Origin of the sequence: Zhenpiania hominis, assembly GCF_014333425.1 — a bacterium.
Taxonomy (GTDB): Bacteria; Bacillota; Clostridia; order Peptostreptococcales; family Anaerovoracaceae; genus Hominibacterium; species Hominibacterium hominis.
On sequence record NZ_JACRYT010000006.1, the window covers coordinates 12,741 to 28,052 of the forward strand.

15 protein-coding genes are annotated in these 15,312 nt (G+C 49.2%); 12 read left to right on the forward strand and 3 right to left on the reverse strand.

All coding sequences use genetic code 11. The features are described from left to right. Positions 1-1,107, reverse strand: a complete 1,107-nt coding sequence (rodA, locus tag H9L42_RS07355; RefSeq protein WP_187302749.1) for a rod shape-determining protein RodA — start codon at positions 1,105-1,107, stop codon at positions 1-3. A 161-nt stretch (positions 1,108-1,268) separates the two neighbouring features. Here rodA and rny point away from each other — a divergent pair, with 161 nt between their 5' ends. The 10 genes from rny to H9L42_RS07405 all read left to right on the forward strand — a co-directional run bounded on the left by rny (position 1,269) and on the right by H9L42_RS07405 (position 10,489). Continuing rightward, the gene (gene rny, locus H9L42_RS07360) at positions 1,269-2,813 is read left to right on the forward strand and encodes a ribonuclease Y (protein WP_187302750.1); all 1,545 of its coding nucleotides are present in this window, start codon (positions 1,269-1,271) and stop codon (positions 2,811-2,813) included. A 171-nt stretch (positions 2,814-2,984) separates the two neighbouring features. Next, positions 2,985-3,812 carry a glycopeptide resistance accessory protein VanW gene (gene vanW, locus H9L42_RS07365; protein ID WP_187302751.1) on the forward strand — a complete coding sequence of 276 codons (828 nt, stop codon included), beginning with the start codon at positions 2,985-2,987 and terminating at the stop codon, positions 3,810-3,812. Further along, a complete protein-coding gene (gene vanG, locus H9L42_RS07370) occupies positions 3,809-4,858 on the forward strand; it encodes a D-alanine--D-serine ligase VanG (RefSeq protein WP_187302752.1) in 1,050 nt (349 codons plus the stop codon). The genes vanW and vanG overlap by 4 nt, the downstream gene beginning before the upstream one ends. After that, complete coding sequence (locus H9L42_RS07375) at positions 4,855-5,577, forward strand: D-alanyl-D-alanine carboxypeptidase family protein (RefSeq protein ID WP_187302753.1); 723 nt, start codon at positions 4,855-4,857, stop codon at positions 5,575-5,577. The genes vanG and H9L42_RS07375 overlap by 4 nt, the downstream gene beginning before the upstream one ends. Before the next feature lie 76 nt (positions 5,578-5,653). Then, on the forward strand, positions 5,654-6,454 hold the full coding sequence (locus H9L42_RS07380) for a TetR/AcrR family transcriptional regulator (RefSeq protein WP_187302754.1): 801 nt from the start codon (positions 5,654-5,656) through the stop codon (positions 6,452-6,454). 70 nt (positions 6,455-6,524) lie between these two features. Further along, positions 6,525-7,643 carry a cysteine desulfurase family protein gene (locus H9L42_RS07385; RefSeq protein ID WP_187302755.1) on the forward strand — a complete coding sequence of 373 codons (1,119 nt, stop codon included), beginning with the start codon at positions 6,525-6,527 and terminating at the stop codon, positions 7,641-7,643. Between the two features lie 15 nt (positions 7,644-7,658). Beyond that, on the forward strand, positions 7,659-8,846 hold the full coding sequence (thiI, locus tag H9L42_RS07390; protein WP_187302756.1) for a tRNA uracil 4-sulfurtransferase ThiI: 1,188 nt from the start codon (positions 7,659-7,661) through the stop codon (positions 8,844-8,846). Positions 8,847-8,951: 105 nt separating this feature from the next. Next, positions 8,952-9,332 (forward strand): anti-sigma F factor antagonist, encoded by a 381-nt coding sequence (spoIIAA, locus tag H9L42_RS07395; protein WP_187302757.1) that lies wholly within the window; start codon positions 8,952-8,954, stop codon positions 9,330-9,332. Beyond that, complete coding sequence (gene spoIIAB / locus H9L42_RS07400; RefSeq protein WP_187302758.1) at positions 9,322-9,759, forward strand: anti-sigma F factor; 438 nt, start codon at positions 9,322-9,324, stop codon at positions 9,757-9,759. Before spoIIAA ends, spoIIAB begins: the two co-directional genes overlap by 11 nt. Next, positions 9,749-10,489: a sigma-70 family RNA polymerase sigma factor gene (locus H9L42_RS07405; RefSeq protein ID WP_243235704.1), complete on the forward strand. Its 741-nt coding sequence runs from the start codon at positions 9,749-9,751 to the stop codon at positions 10,487-10,489. Before spoIIAB ends, H9L42_RS07405 begins: the two co-directional genes overlap by 11 nt. Positions 10,490-10,593: 104 nt before the next feature. Here H9L42_RS07405 and H9L42_RS07410 read toward each other — a convergent pair whose 3' ends face one another. Both H9L42_RS07410 and H9L42_RS07415 read right to left on the reverse strand, forming a co-directional pair. Continuing rightward, the gene (locus tag H9L42_RS07410) at positions 10,594-11,367 is read right to left on the reverse strand and encodes an SDR family NAD(P)-dependent oxidoreductase (protein ID WP_187302760.1); all 774 of its coding nucleotides are present in this window, start codon (positions 11,365-11,367) and stop codon (positions 10,594-10,596) included. 43 nt (positions 11,368-11,410) lie between these two features. After that, positions 11,411-12,715, reverse strand: a complete 1,305-nt coding sequence (locus H9L42_RS07415; protein WP_187302761.1) for an MFS transporter — start codon at positions 12,713-12,715, stop codon at positions 11,411-11,413. A 344-nt stretch (positions 12,716-13,059) separates the two neighbouring features. On the opposite strand from H9L42_RS07415, the gene H9L42_RS07420 reads away from it, so the two are divergent. After that, a complete protein-coding gene (locus H9L42_RS07420) occupies positions 13,060-14,484 on the forward strand; it encodes a sodium:solute symporter family protein (RefSeq protein WP_187302762.1) in 1,425 nt (474 codons plus the stop codon). 27 nt (positions 14,485-14,511) lie between these two features. Next, positions 14,512-15,306 carry an electron transfer flavoprotein subunit beta/FixA family protein gene (locus tag H9L42_RS07425; protein WP_187302763.1) on the forward strand — a complete coding sequence of 265 codons (795 nt, stop codon included), beginning with the start codon at positions 14,512-14,514 and terminating at the stop codon, positions 15,304-15,306. Positions 15,307-15,312 lie beyond the last annotated feature (6 nt).

Below are 15,312 nucleotides of genomic sequence, written 5' to 3' on the forward strand. Positions count from 1 at the left end.
CTACAGACCGGTACTGCGTCCGCGGATTCCCACGCTGATAATCAGGCCCAGAGCCATCATACCCGCCAGCACGGAAGAACCGCCATAGCTGATAAAAGGCAGAGTGACTCCGGTAACCGGCATGATTCCCATGGTCATGGCAATATTTTCGAAGACCTGGAAAAGGAACATTCCGAGAAAGCCGATGGCCAGAAGCGCCCCGTACCGATCCGCGGATTCGTATACAATTTTGGCTGTGCGCCACAGAAGCAGCGCGAAAAGTATAATAACGAGGGATCCACCCAGAAACCCAAGCTCTTCTGCGATAACAGAAAAAATAAAATCGGATTTCTGAACTGGAAGAAAATCCAGTTCTTTTTGTGTTCCCGAAAAAAGTCCTTTTCCGGAAAAGCCGCCGGAGCCGATGGCGACTTTTGAATTCCATACCTGGTAATTTCCCGGCAGGCTCAGGTTGTCCGGGTGGAGGAAGGCATCGATTCTCTGCTTCTGGTAGGCGGCCATGAACCGGTAAGCGATTGGAAGAGACAACAGAAAAAGGAATGCGAAACGGAAGAACATTTTGCGGTCAATTCCCGCGAAGAAAATCATAAACACCCAGATAAAGCAGTAAACCGCAGCGCTCCCCAGATCTTCCTTGACTACAATCAGAATGAAAGGCGCCGCGTAAAGGGCAGACCGCAGAACGCCGCGCAGCCTGTATAGCTCTGCCTGTCTATGGGAAAAATAATTGGCCATGAGAATCGTAAAGGGGATTTTAACAAACTCGGAAGGCTGAAGCGTCGTAAATCCTACATCGATCCAGGAGCGGGCGCCGTTAGAAACAATCCCCAGCCCCGGGATATAAACGCTGAGAAGGAAAAGAATGGAACCTATATACAGAATGATGCTCAGCTCTTCAAATTTTCGGTAATCTAAAATCACCATGGCAGCCATGGCGAAAAAACCTAATCCGTAAGCGACGCTCTGAACGATAATATCCCTTAGCGCAAGCTGACCATTTTTTAATGAAATACTGGTGATTATCAGTATGCTGACTATGGCAAAGGAGGCAGCGATTGCCAGAAGCAGTTTATCTGCATTTTTCCAAAATTTCCAATAACTGTCCATTCATTCCCTTTCCGAACCTTGACGAGCAGGCGTGAAAACATTATAATGTTAATGTGTGATTTTATTTAAAAATTATTACGTGATGCAGGATTTTTATTATATTTTACAAGCAATATGGGATTAACAAATTTGAAAAAAATCTAAGTAAAGGAGGTGTGTCAATGACAACAATCATTGTGTATATTGTCGTAGCAGTAATCGCCCTTGTTATAGGGATTTTAGCGGGATACATAATCAGAAAGTCAGTTGGGGAAAAAGCTATCGGCAGCGCGGAACAAAAGGCGAAAAATCTGATCCTGGACGCTGAGAATCGATCAGAAACCATCCGGAAAGAATACATTCTGGAAGCCAAGGAAGAAGCGCACAAACTCAGAAGCGACGCGGATCGGGAAATCCGCGAGCGCCGTTCCGAGATTTCAAAATCCGAGCGGAGACTGATTCAAAAGGAAGAGTCAATTGACAGAAAACTTGAAAATATAGAGAAAAAAGAAGAAAGCATTACAAATAAAGAGCAGTCGATTATATCGAAGCAGAAAGAATTAGATCACGTAATCAATCAGCAGACAGAGGAGCTGGAGAGAATCTCCGGCTGTTCGGTGGAAGAGGCCAAGGCCATTCTGCTGGAAAACACCGAAAAGGAAATTCGGTACGAAGCATCGGTAATGATCAAAGAGATCGAATCCAAAGCCAAAGAAGAAGCGGATAAAAAAGCCAAGGAAATTATCACAGGGGCAATCCAGAGGTGTGCCGCGGATCATGTAGCTGAAAGCACAGTTTCCGTAGTGCCGCTTCCAAATGACGAGATGAAGGGCCGCATTATCGGAAGAGAGGGAAGGAACATTAAAGCAATTGAGACTCTGACGGGAATTGACCTGATCATTGATGATACGCCGGAGGCCGTTATATTATCAGGATTCGATCCGATAAGAAGAGAAGTCGCACGTTTGTCGTTAGAAAAGCTGATCGTAGATGGAAGAATTCATCCCGCGCGGATTGAGGAAATGGTAAAAAAATCCGAGCGGGAGGTCAACGCCATCATTAAGGAGGAAGGCGAACAGGCCACCTTTGAGGTTGGTATCCACAATCTTCATCCGGAACTGGTGAAACTTTTGGGAAGACTAAAATACCGGACTTCCTATGGGCAGAATGTATTGAAACATTCTATTGAGGTAGCTCACCTTGCGGGACTGATGGCAGGAGAGTTAGGGCTGGATGTCACTCTTGCCAAGCGAGCCGGATTGCTTCATGATATTGGTAAAGCCATTGATCATGAAAAAGAGGGAACACACGTTGATCTGGGCATTGAGGTGCTGAAGAAGTACAAGGAGTCCCCGGCTGTTATCAACGGTATGGCGGCTCATCACGGTGATTATGAGCCAAAGTCTATGGAAGCGGTGCTGATCGCGGCGGCGGACGCACTTTCGGCGGCAAGGCCGGGAGCGAGAAGGGAAACTTTGGAGACCTATATCAAACGTTTGGAAAAGCTGGAGGAAATCGCCAATACTACTCCGGGAGTGGATAAGTCCTTCGCGATCCAGGCAGGAAGAGAAATCCGCATTATCGCAAAGCCGGAAGAAGTTTCCGACGAGGATATTGTATTCCTGGCCCGGGATATCTCTAAGAAGATCGAGTCTGAGCTGGAATATCCAGGACAGATCAAAGTAAACGTTGTGCGTGAGACCAGAGCGGTTGATTACGCAAAATAATGATAGGATTCGCAATTCTTAAGGAAGATTAAGAGGCCGGATCGGAAACCTTAATTCTTTAATAAGGATGAGTTAACACATAATCCGCTGTAAACTGATACAATAAATTTGTCAGTTTACAGCGGATTTTTTGTGTGGGTCCGTTGAACAAAGAAAGAAGGAGAAGTGAACATGAAACGAAAGCGAGTGACAGAGCTCTTTCCGGGGCTGCTTCCATTGCGAAAGCGTCAGAGGGTATTTTGTTTTTACGCGGGGATGAGTCTGGATGGAAACGTCTACGCGAAAGAGCGGAAAATCGACGATCTGCCATGGGTACAGTACAGCGGATTCAGCTTGCTCTACAACCAGCAGACCGGATTCGACATGAAATATCAGGAAAATAAAGTATTTAACCTGCGGCTGGCGGCGAAAAAACTGGACGGGCTGCTCATTGCGCCGGGAGAAACTTTTTCTTTCTGGAAAGCGGTGCGTTACGCGGATCGGGAAGTTCCTTACAAGGACGGTCTTACTGTTGTGAATGGAAAAGTGGCGGCAAGTCCGGGCGGCGGCTTGTGCCAGATGAGCAATCTTCTGTTTGAGCTGTTTCTCCATTCACCGCTGGAAATCACAGAGCGAAAGGGGCATGAAAAAAAGGAATTTCCCGATGCTCACAATTCTCTGGAAGGTGTGGACGCCACTGTCAGCGAGGGATGGACAGATTTAAAAGTAAAAAACAAAACCGGACAGACCTTCCAGATCCGGATTGTGTTTGATGAGAAACGGATTTTTGGCATTCTGAGGACCGATCATCGGCCGGAGGTGTCCTATAAAATTCGGAATGAACATCTCGTATATCAACGGCGGGATGGGCGCGTTTACCAAAGAGTGTCTGTTTATCGGGATGAAGTCGCCAAAAACGGAGAGCCGCGCGGCAGGACACGGCTGCTTTATGAAAATTGCTGTGAAATCGGCTATGAACTTCCTGCGGGTGTGGAAATAAAGGAGGAAATGGGGAAATGAATAGAAAAAAGATCGGGATCCTTTTCGGGGGGAGTTCTTCGGAGTATGAAATTTCACTGAAATCAGCATATGGAATTATCAGTCACATTGACAGAAAGCGGTATGAGCCGGTGCTGCTGGGGATTACCAGAGAAGGAACATGGTTTCTATATCAGGGGGATATTGAACGAATTAAAGATGGAAGCTGGTATCGTCAGGCAGCCTGTATTCCGGCAGTTATTTCTCCGGATCGCAGATTTCAGGGAGTCGTTTACATGCAGGATGGGGAGATAAAGCAGATCCGTCTGGACGCGGCGCTTCCTGTGATGCACGGACGCCTTGGAGAAGACGGAACGGTTCAGGGGCTGCTGGAACTGGCGGGAATTCCCATTATCGGGTGTGGAACGAAGGCATCTGCTGTCTGTATGGACAAGGATCTGTCGCACCGTCTGGCGTCATCGGTGGGCATCCGCGTACCGAAATCAAAGGTACTGACTATCTGGGGAGATCGCGAAAAGGCGCTTGCCTGGGCAGAGGCCGTCGGGTATCCGATTTTTGTCAAACCGGCGACAGAAGGTTCCTCCATCGGCATCAGTAAGGTATTCGGGGAAAAGCAACTCGGACAGGCAGTGGATATCGCGTTCCAATATGATGCAAAGGTGATTCTGGAGGAGGAGATTCCCGGCTTCGAGGTAGGATGCGCCGTGTTGGGGTGCGAAGACCCCCTGCTGGGATGTGTGGATGAAATTGAAGTATCCGGAGGATTCTTTGATTTTCAGGAAAAATATACGCAGAAGCGCTCGAAAATTCATGTGCCGGCAAGAATTTCAGCGGAAAAGATGAAAGAAATACAGGAGGCGGCAAAGCGGATCTACTGGGTGCTGGGCTGCAAAGGGTTCGCGCGGGTGGATCTGTTTCTGACACCGGAAGGTGAACTGGTCTTTAACGAAGTGAATACGATTCCGGGATTTACTCCATACAGCCGTTATCCTAACATGATGAAACAGATCGGGCTTTCTTATGGCGAAGTGATAGAACGGCTGATTCAGACGGAGGTTTTATCATGAGGAGGATTTTTTTAGAAAAGAAAGAGATTCATAAAGGAAGCTTGGTTCTTGTTAATCGGAACCACGCGCTTCCGCGACAGATTGGGGAAGGACAGCTACGATCTCTGGGAGGATCCGTGTCCATGGAGAAGGCCGCGGCCGCGCAGCTCGGGCGTCTTCTGGAAAGAAAACGGGAAATCGTCTGTGTCAGCGGATTTCGCAGCCGAAAAGAACAGGAGGAATTGTATCTCCGGTCCCTGGAGGAACATGGAGAAGTTTTTACGAACAAGTATGTGGCAGAGCCGGGACACAGTGAGCATGAGAGCGGTCTGGCAGTAGATCTGGCGCAAAGGGGAGCGCCGCCGGATCTCATACGCCCGTCTTTTCCGGACAGCGGCGTGTGCCGGAGTTTTCGGAAAAAGGCGCCGTGGTTCGGATTTATTCAGCGGTATGAGGAGGGGAAAGAAGCGATCACCGGAATCGCGTGCGAACCGTGGCATTTCCGGTATGTGGGCTTTCCCCACTCTCTGATCATGCAGAAAAAAGGCCTCGCGCTGGAAGAATACCTGGATCTTCTGAAAACAGGCGGAGAGCTGATCTGGAAATACGCGGGCAGGCGCTTTCAAATCCGCTACGTGGATCTCGGCGGAAAGACATCAATCTTTGCGGAAATACCGGAACGAAGAGCCTGGCGAATTTCCGGCGACAACCGGAGCGGCTTTATTGTTACGTTGTTTTAAACCGCAAATTGTTTGCAAGCGGCTTCCGATGCGGTTATACTATAGGCAGGTAAATTTTGTTGGGAGGCGGATGCAGATGGGAAGAGAACCGACAGCGGAAAGGCGGATTGAGATCCTGGAGACAGCGGTCAGTTTATTTCTCAGCCAGGGATATTTAAGGACTTCCATGCAGGATGTGGCGGAGACGGCAAGTGTGTCAAAGGCAACGCTGTACCAGATTTTTGAATCCAAAGAAGGATTGGGAACCGAAGCAGTGTCTCTTCTTACGATGCGGATGCTGGAACGGGTGGAGGCGGCAGCAGAGCGAAATCATCCCTTTTCTCAGGATCTGCTGAAGCAGAGCATCCAGATCCGTATGGAACAGTTCGCGCAGCGCAGCCGATTGACGGAAGAGATTCTGTTTTCCATAGAGGAAGGACAGAAGGAACAGTATCTTCTGCCTCTGGTTCAGAACAGCCTGCGGATCGCCCGATGCTTTACAAGAGTGATCATGCGAACCTTCGGGCTGGGGAGCGAATTGATGGCGGGAGAACTGACCTTTGTTCTAAACGGTCTGCTGAGGGAGTATATGGCGGTAAACGGCGAGGAAGGGCTGAAGCTGGAAGAGGACGCGGTCTGCGATCTGATTATCGATTGTCTGGAGGCAGTGATGGAACGGCGCAGGGATAAGGAACGGATGATTACCCCACAGCAGATGCGGACTTTTCAGGAAACGCTGGATGGAGAAGTGTCTTCCATATATCCGAATCTGCGGAAGATGCAGCTCCGCAAGGCACTGAAAGGCGCGATTCGGGATTACGAACAGAGCGGGGATCTTTCTTGTCTGCGGGAAGCATCCGCGCTGATTGATAAATTAAAGCAGATGGAAGAAAAATGAGCGGTTCGGATTCCTTGACGCAAGTGGGAGGATGAGATAAAATAAATAAGTTATAGACAAAGGAGAGACTATGATTTATTTAGATAACAGCGCGACCACCAGACAGCATGATCAGGTGACGGATACGATGCTGACCTATATGCGGGAGGATTTCGGAAACCCGTCCTCGCTTTACAGCCTGGGCATCACGGCGGAAAAAGCGGTAAAAGAAGCCCGGAAAAAGGTAATGAAAGCCATGGGAAGAAAAGCGGGAACCGTTTATTTTACCTCCGGCGGAACGGAAGCGGACAGTATGGCGATCTTCGGAACCGCGATGGCGAGAAAGCGCCGGGGCCGCGGGATTGTGACCTCGAAGGTGGAGCATCCGGCGGTATTGGAGGCCTGCGGACGTCTGGAGGAAATGGGCTTTGAAGTTACATATGTAGGTGTGGATTCGGAATGCCGCGTCAATATGGAGGAGCTGAAAGCGGCCATCCGTGATGATACGATTCTGGTTACCATCATGCAGGTGAATAACGAAACCGGAACCATTATGCCTGTGGATGATCTTGCGGAATTGAAGCAGCAGGCGCTGCTGCACACAGACGCGGTACAGGCCTTCGGAAAAATCGGGCTGCCCGACGGCGCGGATCTGATTTCTGTCAGCGGACATAAGATCCACGGCCCCAAGGGGATTGGCGGGCTCTGGATTGGGGAAGGCGTCCGTATCCGGCCGTTTTTAGTCGGCGGAGGCCAGGAGGCGGGCATGCGGTCCGGCACAGAGAACGTACCCGCCATCGCGGGATTCGGGATCGCGGCGGAGCTGGCGGAAGATCCGCAGCCTGCCGTAGCGCAGGTGCGGGACTACCTGCGAAGGGGTCTGAAAGAAGAAATCTCCGATATCCGGTTTAACAGCCCGGAGGATGCCTGTCCTTCGGTTTTGAATGTATCGTTTCTCGGGACGCGCGCGGAGGTGCTGCTCCACACACTGGAACAGGACGAAATTTATGTTTCCACAGGATCCGCGTGTTCCTCCAATAAGAAAGGACAGAGCCACGTGCTGGAAGCGATGGGGCTTTCCGATAAGGAGATTGAAGGGGCTGTGCGCTTCAGCTTCAGCCGATATAATACGATAGAAGAGATGGATTTTGTTTTAGAAAAAGTAAAAGCTGCCGTATCCCGTTTTCGGAAGCTGGGGAGCTTTCGGTAGCAGAAGGAGAAGGTCTTGAACGAGCAACATATTTTTATTGTCAGATGCGGAGAGGTTGCCTTAAAGGGCATGAACAAGCCATATTTTGAGCGGATGCTGGCGGAACGGATCCGCAAGCTGCTGAAACGGAAATTTGCGGATTTTGAAGTGAAGCGCCAGGAGGGGCTGATTTTCGTGAGAGCGGATAAATCCTATGAGAAAGAAGAGATTATCCGGGAAATTTCCAAAGTGTTTGGAGTCGCTTCCATCAGCCCGGCTGTGGAAGCGGAGCCCGCGCTGGACGCCATCGGCGAAGCGGCAGTCGCTTATATGAAAGAAGCTATCGAGGAACGGGGCATTCAGACGTTTAAAGTGAAGGCAAAGCGGGCGGATAAAAATTTTCCTGTAAAATCACCGGAAATCGGACGGATTATCGGAGCGAAAATCCTGATCGGATGCAAGGTGCTGCGGGTGGATGTCAACCATCCGGACTGCCTGCTTTTTGTGGATGTACGCCATGATAAAGCGTACATTTACCAGGACAAAATCGCCGGATTCGGCGGGCTGCCCCTGGGAACCAACGGCAAGGGCATGAGCCTTCTGTCCGGAGGTATCGACAGCCCGGTGGCTACCTGGATGATGGCAAAGCGGGGAATGATGATCGAAGCGATCCATTTTCATTCCTATCCGTATACCAGTCAGAGAGCGCAGGAGAAAGTCGAAGAGCTGGCGAGAATCGTCGCTACCTATTGCGGCCGGTTTAAAATGCATGTGATCAATCTGCTGCCGATTCAGGAACAGATTGTTCAGAACTGTCCGGAAGAAGAAACAACCATTCTGGTTCGCCGTTTTATGATGCGGATCGCGGAAAAGGTCGCTGGTGAGACGGGCTGCGGCATGCTGATTACCGGAGAAAATCTGGGGCAGGTTGCCAGCCAGACCGCCGAAGCGCTGGTGGTAACCGACGCGTCGGTCAAGATGCCGGTTATGCGTCCGCTGATCGCGTTGGATAAAGTCGATATTATGGATAAGGCGCGGGAGATCGGTACGTATGAAACGTCAATCCAGCCTTATGAGGATTGCTGCACCGTATTCCTTCCCAAGCATCCGGTGACAAAGCCGAGACTGGAGCGAATCCTGGAATCCGAGAGCCGCCTGGACTGCGAAACTCTGATCGCGGATGCTGCAGCTTCCAGAGAAACCATCGACATAAAGCCGGAATAATCGCTAAAAATAGAAGAATTTCCTCCTTTTCTCCTAAGGACAAGCCGGCAGGGCGGTACTATAATGGAACTGTACCGTGCAGGTCAGAGAAAGGAGGACTTTTTTATGCATGTAAAATTTCAGATGACAGATGATATTCTAATCGCTTCCGTATTTGGAGAACTGGATCATCACAGCGCGGCCGCGGTGCGGGATGAAATTGATCAGACGATGGAAGCCTTTCAATGCCGGCATCTGATTTTGGATTTTGAAAAAGTAACGTTCATGGACAGTTCCGGTATCGGCGTGGTACTGGGAAGATATAATAAGGTGACCCGCAAAGACGGAAGGATTTTTCTCGCGGGATGTTCCGAATTCGTGGAAAAGATTTTATATATGGCGGGAGTATTTTCCCTTGTGGACAGGCAGAAGAATGTGCAGGATGCGCTCTGTCTTTTGAAAGGACAGCGGCAGATGCAGATGGAGGTGAGTGCCAGTGGAGAATAGAATGAAGATGGAATTCGCGGCCCGCGCGGAAAACGAAGCCTTTGCCCGGGCCGCGGCCGCGGCCTTTGTGGCGTGTCTGGATCCGACGATTGAAGAACTTACGGAAATCAAGACCGGCGTTTCCGAAGCGGTCAGCAACAGCATCATCCACGGATATGGGGAAGATCCGGAAAAGATGGTGGAACTGGAATGCAGGATTCTCACGGATCGGAAAGTTGTTCTTCTTGTCCGGGATCAGGGCGCGGGCATTGCGGATGTGGAGAAAGCCAGAGAACCGATGTTTACGACAGGAAAGCCGGAAGAACGTTCCGGTATGGGATTTACGGTGATGGAAAGCTTTATGGATCGAGTAGAGGTCACCTCATGTGTGGGAGAGGGAACCACCGTGACGATGATCAAACAGTTGGATGTCGGCGATGGCTTCTAAATATGTCCCGGTTAAAAAAGAAGATACATACGCCCTGATTCAAAGAGCCCAGCAGGGAGATCGGCAGGCATGCGAACAGATTGTCAGCCAGAATACCGGCCTTGTGAAAAATCTGGCTCTGAAGTTCGCGGGATCCGGCTATGAACTGGAAGATCTGCTGCAAATCGGGTTTATGGGTCTGCTTAAAGCCATTGAACGGTTTGACATGAGCTTTGACGTGATGTTTTCCACCTACGCGGTGCCTATGATTCTGGGAGAAATCAAACGGTATATCCGCGATGACGGCAAGCTCAAGGTCAGCCGCCAGATGAAGACGGACATCCGGAATCTGAAACGGATCAAAGAAGAATACTATTATAAGAACGGGACCTGGCCCAAGCTGAGCTACCTTGCCCGGGAAATGGAGGTTCCGGTGGAGAAGGTGCTGGAAATTCTGGACGCGGCGGAAGCCCTCTCTAACGTGGAAAGTCTGGACAACAGTGAAATCTCGGAAGGCTATCGGGAAAAAAAGGTCAGTCATATTTCCGAGGAAGATCGGAATATCGAACTGATCGACTTGAAAATGGTGATCGGCTCCCTTTCGGAGCGGGAGCGGCAGGTGATTGTGCTTCGGTATTTCAAAGACATGACCCAGCAGCAGATTGCGGGAAAAATGGGAATTTCCCAGGTGCAGGTATCCCGCATCGAGAAAAAAGTACTCAAAAGTATGCGGGAGAAGATGGTGGAATAAAAGGAAAGAATTGCTTATCACGAAGCTGTGATAAAATGCCCGGAGGGGTATGGAAACTGCATGAGAATTCCATACCCCTCCGTCTTACCGGTAAAAACTGATTATTACAGGAAAGCAGCGTTGCAGACCTGAAGAACCTGGCCTTTTACGCATCTTCCCATTTCACTTGCCAGATAGAGACATGCCCATGCCTGATCGATGCACTCACATTCCGGTCCGGGGAAATATACATATTTGTCATTATGTCCCTCCCAGGATTTTCCGCCTTCCTGTTTCCCCTCCAGGTTTGCGAGGTGTGCCGGTGTACGGGTGGCTCCCGGGGCAATTGCGTTGACCCGAATATTCGTATCATTCAGCAGCATCGCTACATTTTTGGTCAGCGTGTTAAGGCCTCCCTTGGAAGAAGTATAGGAAGCGCCGCACATGGGACGCTGACCGTTTACAGAAGATACATTGATGATAACGCCGTCGTTTTTAGGGCGGAAGATCTTTAGAGATTCCCGAATCCATTTCATCGGGCCTTCCAGATTTACTTTGAGTATAAAGTCCATCCATTCATCTTCGGTTTCTTCAATGGATTTCTGCTCTCCGATTCCGGCATTATTTAAGACAATGTCCAGATCGCCATAGGCATCCGTCGCGGTTTTGATTACATTCTGGATATCTTTTGTATATTGATTATCTGCGACAACACCAATAACATCGGGATAGCCCATATTCTTGATCTTTTTGACCTCTTCATCAAGCTTTTCCTGGCCGCGGGCAGTAATGACAAGCCTGGCTCCCTCTTCCGCAAAGAGCTCTGCCATTGCGCAGCCCATGCCGTAACTGGCTCCTGTGATGATTGCAACTTTTCCGTCTAACATTTTCGCTTTCATAATAACTCCTCCATTCTTAAATATAATAAATATAGGATAATGATTACTTGAGCCCTGCCCGTTCCGCGGCAACCTCTTCTTCGGTATAAGATTTTCTGGTAGCTATAAAGAACAGCAGAGCAGTTACGATACTTAAGCAAATAATAAGAATAAATGCCGACTTGTAGCTTCCGGTTACATCGAAGATTCTTGCTACAATTACGGTAGAGATTCCAACACCGATGTAGCATCCGCCGCCTACAATACCCATCTTTTTCGCAAAGTCCTTTGTCCCCAGAGCTTCTCTTGCGGACGCACCCATCGGAAGCTGTACAGCGCCGTCCGCAAATCCGAGCAGCGCTGCCGACAGGAAGATAATCGGAAGGGAAACAATATCAGCCAGGAACAGACAGGAAACGATGATTACCATAATAAAGCAGATAAGCTGAGAATATTTACTTCCAAGTTTATCGCATACCGGCCCCAGAACCAGGAATGCCGCGATCTGGAACAACCAGCTGAATCCCATAATAAAGCCTGCCTGCTCCGCATAACCGTGAGAAGCGGCGATTAACGCAAAGTTCCCCAAAAGCCCATAGTCACAGATCCCTGCTAGGATGTAGCAGACCGGAAGCAGCCAAAACCGTCCTTTGCGGGCGCTTGCTTTAAAAGAGAGTCCGGTTTCAATTGTGACTTCCCTGTCGTTATTGGTATTCTTTTTTGCTTCTTCCAGAAGCTCTGCCTCGCCTCTTGCCAGGCAGTCTGCATCTTCCTTGTTGACATAGAGTATATACACCAGAAACGTAAAGACAAGTGAAATGACAGCACTGATATAAAAGGGAATTCGGAAACCGATGGAAACCATAACGATTCCCCACATAGAATTAAAGAAAGCACCGCCCAGAGGTCCGAAACTCTGCGCGATTCCGGTATATCTGGCTGTATTCTTTTTAAACCAGCTGTTGATCATGACATTCAGTGTGTTGATGTTGATAAACGCCAGCCCGATTGCGAATACAGTTGCCGCAAACCACATAAACTGAATGGACGGAGATACCCCGAACAAGGCGAATCCAGCTGTACAGAACAACCCGCCGATTAGAATCATTTTTCGTGTGCCGAACTTATCAATACAGATACCGTAAATAGTCATACTGATTGCGGCATTTACCCAGCTTAAGATTGTAAAGTTTATCATGAATTGCGCAGTCGAACATCCCAGATCCTCTACAACAAATACGGAATATGTACCAAGCGCATTCCAACCCATGCCTGTCCAGCTGACCATCAGCAGACAGGCGGCAATCATACCCTGCATAGAGCGTTTCTTTGTCAGAGCACTGTCGCCAATTATAACATTTCTTTCCATTTGTTCCTCCAATCATTAAATTCGATCATTAAAGTAGAACAATAACTGGTCAACACAAAAGCAATCGTTATAAATCGTCTGAGCTGCGCAACTCTTACAAATAATTATAATAGTCAGAATAAAATATGGAATCTATACAAACCTGATATTTGATACAAGAAAATCTGATACCCCATAGTTAATAATTTAACAACAAATCGAAATGGGATAAATCAAAAATATGATTATTATTCACAGATATGCATAATAATGATTGACGCGCTTTTTCGAATTCATTATAATATACAATATATTAAATGTTATATTTTTTGTGTATGGCAATTTGCGAAAGAAAGGAGTTTCAAATGACAATTGCTGATATTATAATTATTGCCGTGTATATCGTGGCCATGTTTGGCGTAGGGGTGTACGCGAGAACCAGGATTAAATCGGTAGACGATTTTCTGGTTGCGGGGAACCGGTTTAAGACTTTTTCTCTGGTAGGAACGCTGGTAGCAGCTCTGACCGGCGCGGGAACCACCATGGGAATCGTAGGCAGTGTATACCAGTATGGCGCGGGTATTATGTGGAACTTTATCGGCCTGGCAGCGGGCTGTATTATATTTGGTCTGGTATATTGCACAGCGGTACGGAGAACCGGAGCCAGATCTATGGCGGAGCTGATCGCGGGAAGGTTCGGAAGACTGCCGAGATTTTTTTCCGGATTGATTGTTCCGATTTATTGTCTTGGATCGGTAACCATCTGCGTTGCGGGTATGGGAAGATTGATTACTTATATCAGCAGGGACTTTAACCTGAATATCAGCATGTTTGCCGCGGTTCTGGTGACCTGCATAATCGTTGTGGGCTATACGGCTCTGGGCGGACTTTATTCTGTTGTATGGACAGATGTGGTACAGTTTGTTATTATGATTGTGGTAATCATGGTAATCGGACCGATCCTGGCTATTAAAAACGCGGGATCTTTTGAAGCATTGGAAAGCGCGGTGCAAGTAAGCGGGACATCGCTTACGAATCCCTTTGAGGGAGTTCCGCTGGCGTATATGGCAAGCAGCGCGATCCTCATGTTTGTAGGAACTCCGGGAGACCCGACGGTTCCGCAGAGAGCCCTGGCGGCAGATACGGAACGAACCGCGAAAAAATCCTTTGTTATCGCCGGTATCCTGTATGTGGTATTCGGCGCGGGACTTCTGTTTATCGGCGCGGGAGCCATGCAGGCGATGCCGAACATCGCGGATACATACGGAACGACCGAAGCGGCTTTCCCGGTCTATATCATGCACTATTATCCGCCGGTTCTGCGGGGGCTGGGTATCGCGGCTCTGTTGGCGGCGATCATGTCCACTATCAGCGCGATGCTGCTGGTGGCGACGACCCATCTGGTTTACGATGTGGGCAAGGCCATCAAGCCGGATCTTTCGGATGATACGCTGAAGAAGGTGCTGCCCATCGCCATTTGCGTACTGGGCGCGATTGTCGTGTACACGGCTCTGAAAGTGACGACCCTGGCGGATGTACTGTATTTTATCTTCTCTCTGTGCGGATCGTCGTTTATCTTCCCGATGATCGCGACTCTCTGGTGGAAGAAGGCTTCCACATGGGGCGTTACGGCGGGGATTGTACTGGGCGCGGCCTGCTGCCTGACCATGTACGCCACCGGACATATGGGACCGGGAGGCGATCCGGTTTATGTGAGCATGGCGGTTTCTCTGGTTGCCGTGGGTCTTCTCTCTCTGATTATCCCGGATAAAAAGAAAGCGGAGGCGTAAGAACGAATAAAAGCAAGGAGGACAAGGATGAAACATATCTTTGTACTGATAAAAGAAGTGCCGGATATGACACGAGTCAAATTCGATAGCGAAAAGGGCACCGTAAACCGCAATTCCGCGGATGCGGAGATGAACCCCTTTGATTTGAACGCGCTGCAGGCGGCCGTGGATCTGAAACAGATCTGCGGCTGTCAGGTTACAGCCGTGATTATGGGACCGCCGAAAGCGGAAAAATCCCTGAAAGACGCTTTCGCCCGGGGCGCGGATCGATGCGTTCTGGTGACAGACGCCAAATTCGGAGGAAGTGATACGCTGGCGACTTCAAGAACGTTGGCGGCGGCTGTAAAAAAAATGGGGAAGCCGGATCTGATTCTCTGCGGGGAAAAGTCCGTAGACGGAGATACAGCCCAGGTGGGAGCGGAAGTCGCTGAACGGATGGGAATTCCCCACAGCTATTATGTGGAAGAAATCTGCGGCATGAGTGAAAAGGAAGTTACAGTGCGGGTAGAAGATCTCAGTGGAAAAAAGCAGGAGAGGGTTATGACGCTTCCTGCTCTTCTTTCTGTAACCAAGAATATCAACTTCCCCCAGATGCCGACCCTGAAGAGGAAGCTGGAGTCTTTGGACGCGGAGATTATACGGCTGAAACTGGCGGATCTGGAAGGGCTTCTTACGGAAGAGGAAACCGGCTTTAAAGGCTCCCCCACGAAGGTTCTGAAAATTGAGGTGCCGAGGATGAAGACCCGGGACAGCAAAATTTTCCGGGAGAGCTATGGTGAATTTTCCGCAGCCATCCGGGGCGCGATGAAAGAGGTATTATAAGGAGGG

Bases quoted from the DNA above. Each gene is read 5' to 3' on its own strand.
- H9L42_RS07405 (WP_243235704.1), top strand. From the start codon at position 9,749: ATGGCTTCTAAATATGTCCCGGTTAAAAAAGAAGATACATACGCCCTG.
- H9L42_RS07375 (WP_187302753.1), top strand. From the start codon at position 4,855: ATGAGGAGGATTTTTTTAGAAAAGAAAGAGATTCATAAAGGAAGCTTG.
- H9L42_RS07385 (WP_187302755.1), top strand. From the start codon at position 6,525: ATGATTTATTTAGATAACAGCGCGACCACCAGACAGCATGATCAGGTG.
- rny (WP_187302750.1), top strand. From the start codon at position 1,269: ATGACAACAATCATTGTGTATATTGTCGTAGCAGTAATCGCCCTTGTT.
- rodA (WP_187302749.1), bottom strand. From the start codon at position 1,107: ATGGACAGTTATTGGAAATTTTGGAAAAATGCAGATAAACTGCTTCTG.
- H9L42_RS07415 (WP_187302761.1), bottom strand. From the start codon at position 12,715: ATGGAAAGAAATGTTATAATTGGCGACAGTGCTCTGACAAAGAAACGC.
- H9L42_RS07425 (WP_187302763.1), top strand. From the start codon at position 14,512: ATGAAACATATCTTTGTACTGATAAAAGAAGTGCCGGATATGACACGA.
- H9L42_RS07410 (WP_187302760.1), bottom strand. From the start codon at position 11,367: ATGAAAGCGAAAATGTTAGACGGAAAAGTTGCAATCATCACAGGAGCC.
- spoIIAA (WP_187302757.1), top strand. From the start codon at position 8,952: ATGCATGTAAAATTTCAGATGACAGATGATATTCTAATCGCTTCCGTA.
- H9L42_RS07380 (WP_187302754.1), top strand. From the start codon at position 5,654: ATGGGAAGAGAACCGACAGCGGAAAGGCGGATTGAGATCCTGGAGACA.
- vanG (WP_187302752.1), top strand. From the start codon at position 3,809: ATGAATAGAAAAAAGATCGGGATCCTTTTCGGGGGGAGTTCTTCGGAG.
- vanW (WP_187302751.1), top strand. From the start codon at position 2,985: ATGAAACGAAAGCGAGTGACAGAGCTCTTTCCGGGGCTGCTTCCATTG.
- H9L42_RS07420 (WP_187302762.1), top strand. From the start codon at position 13,060: ATGACAATTGCTGATATTATAATTATTGCCGTGTATATCGTGGCCATG.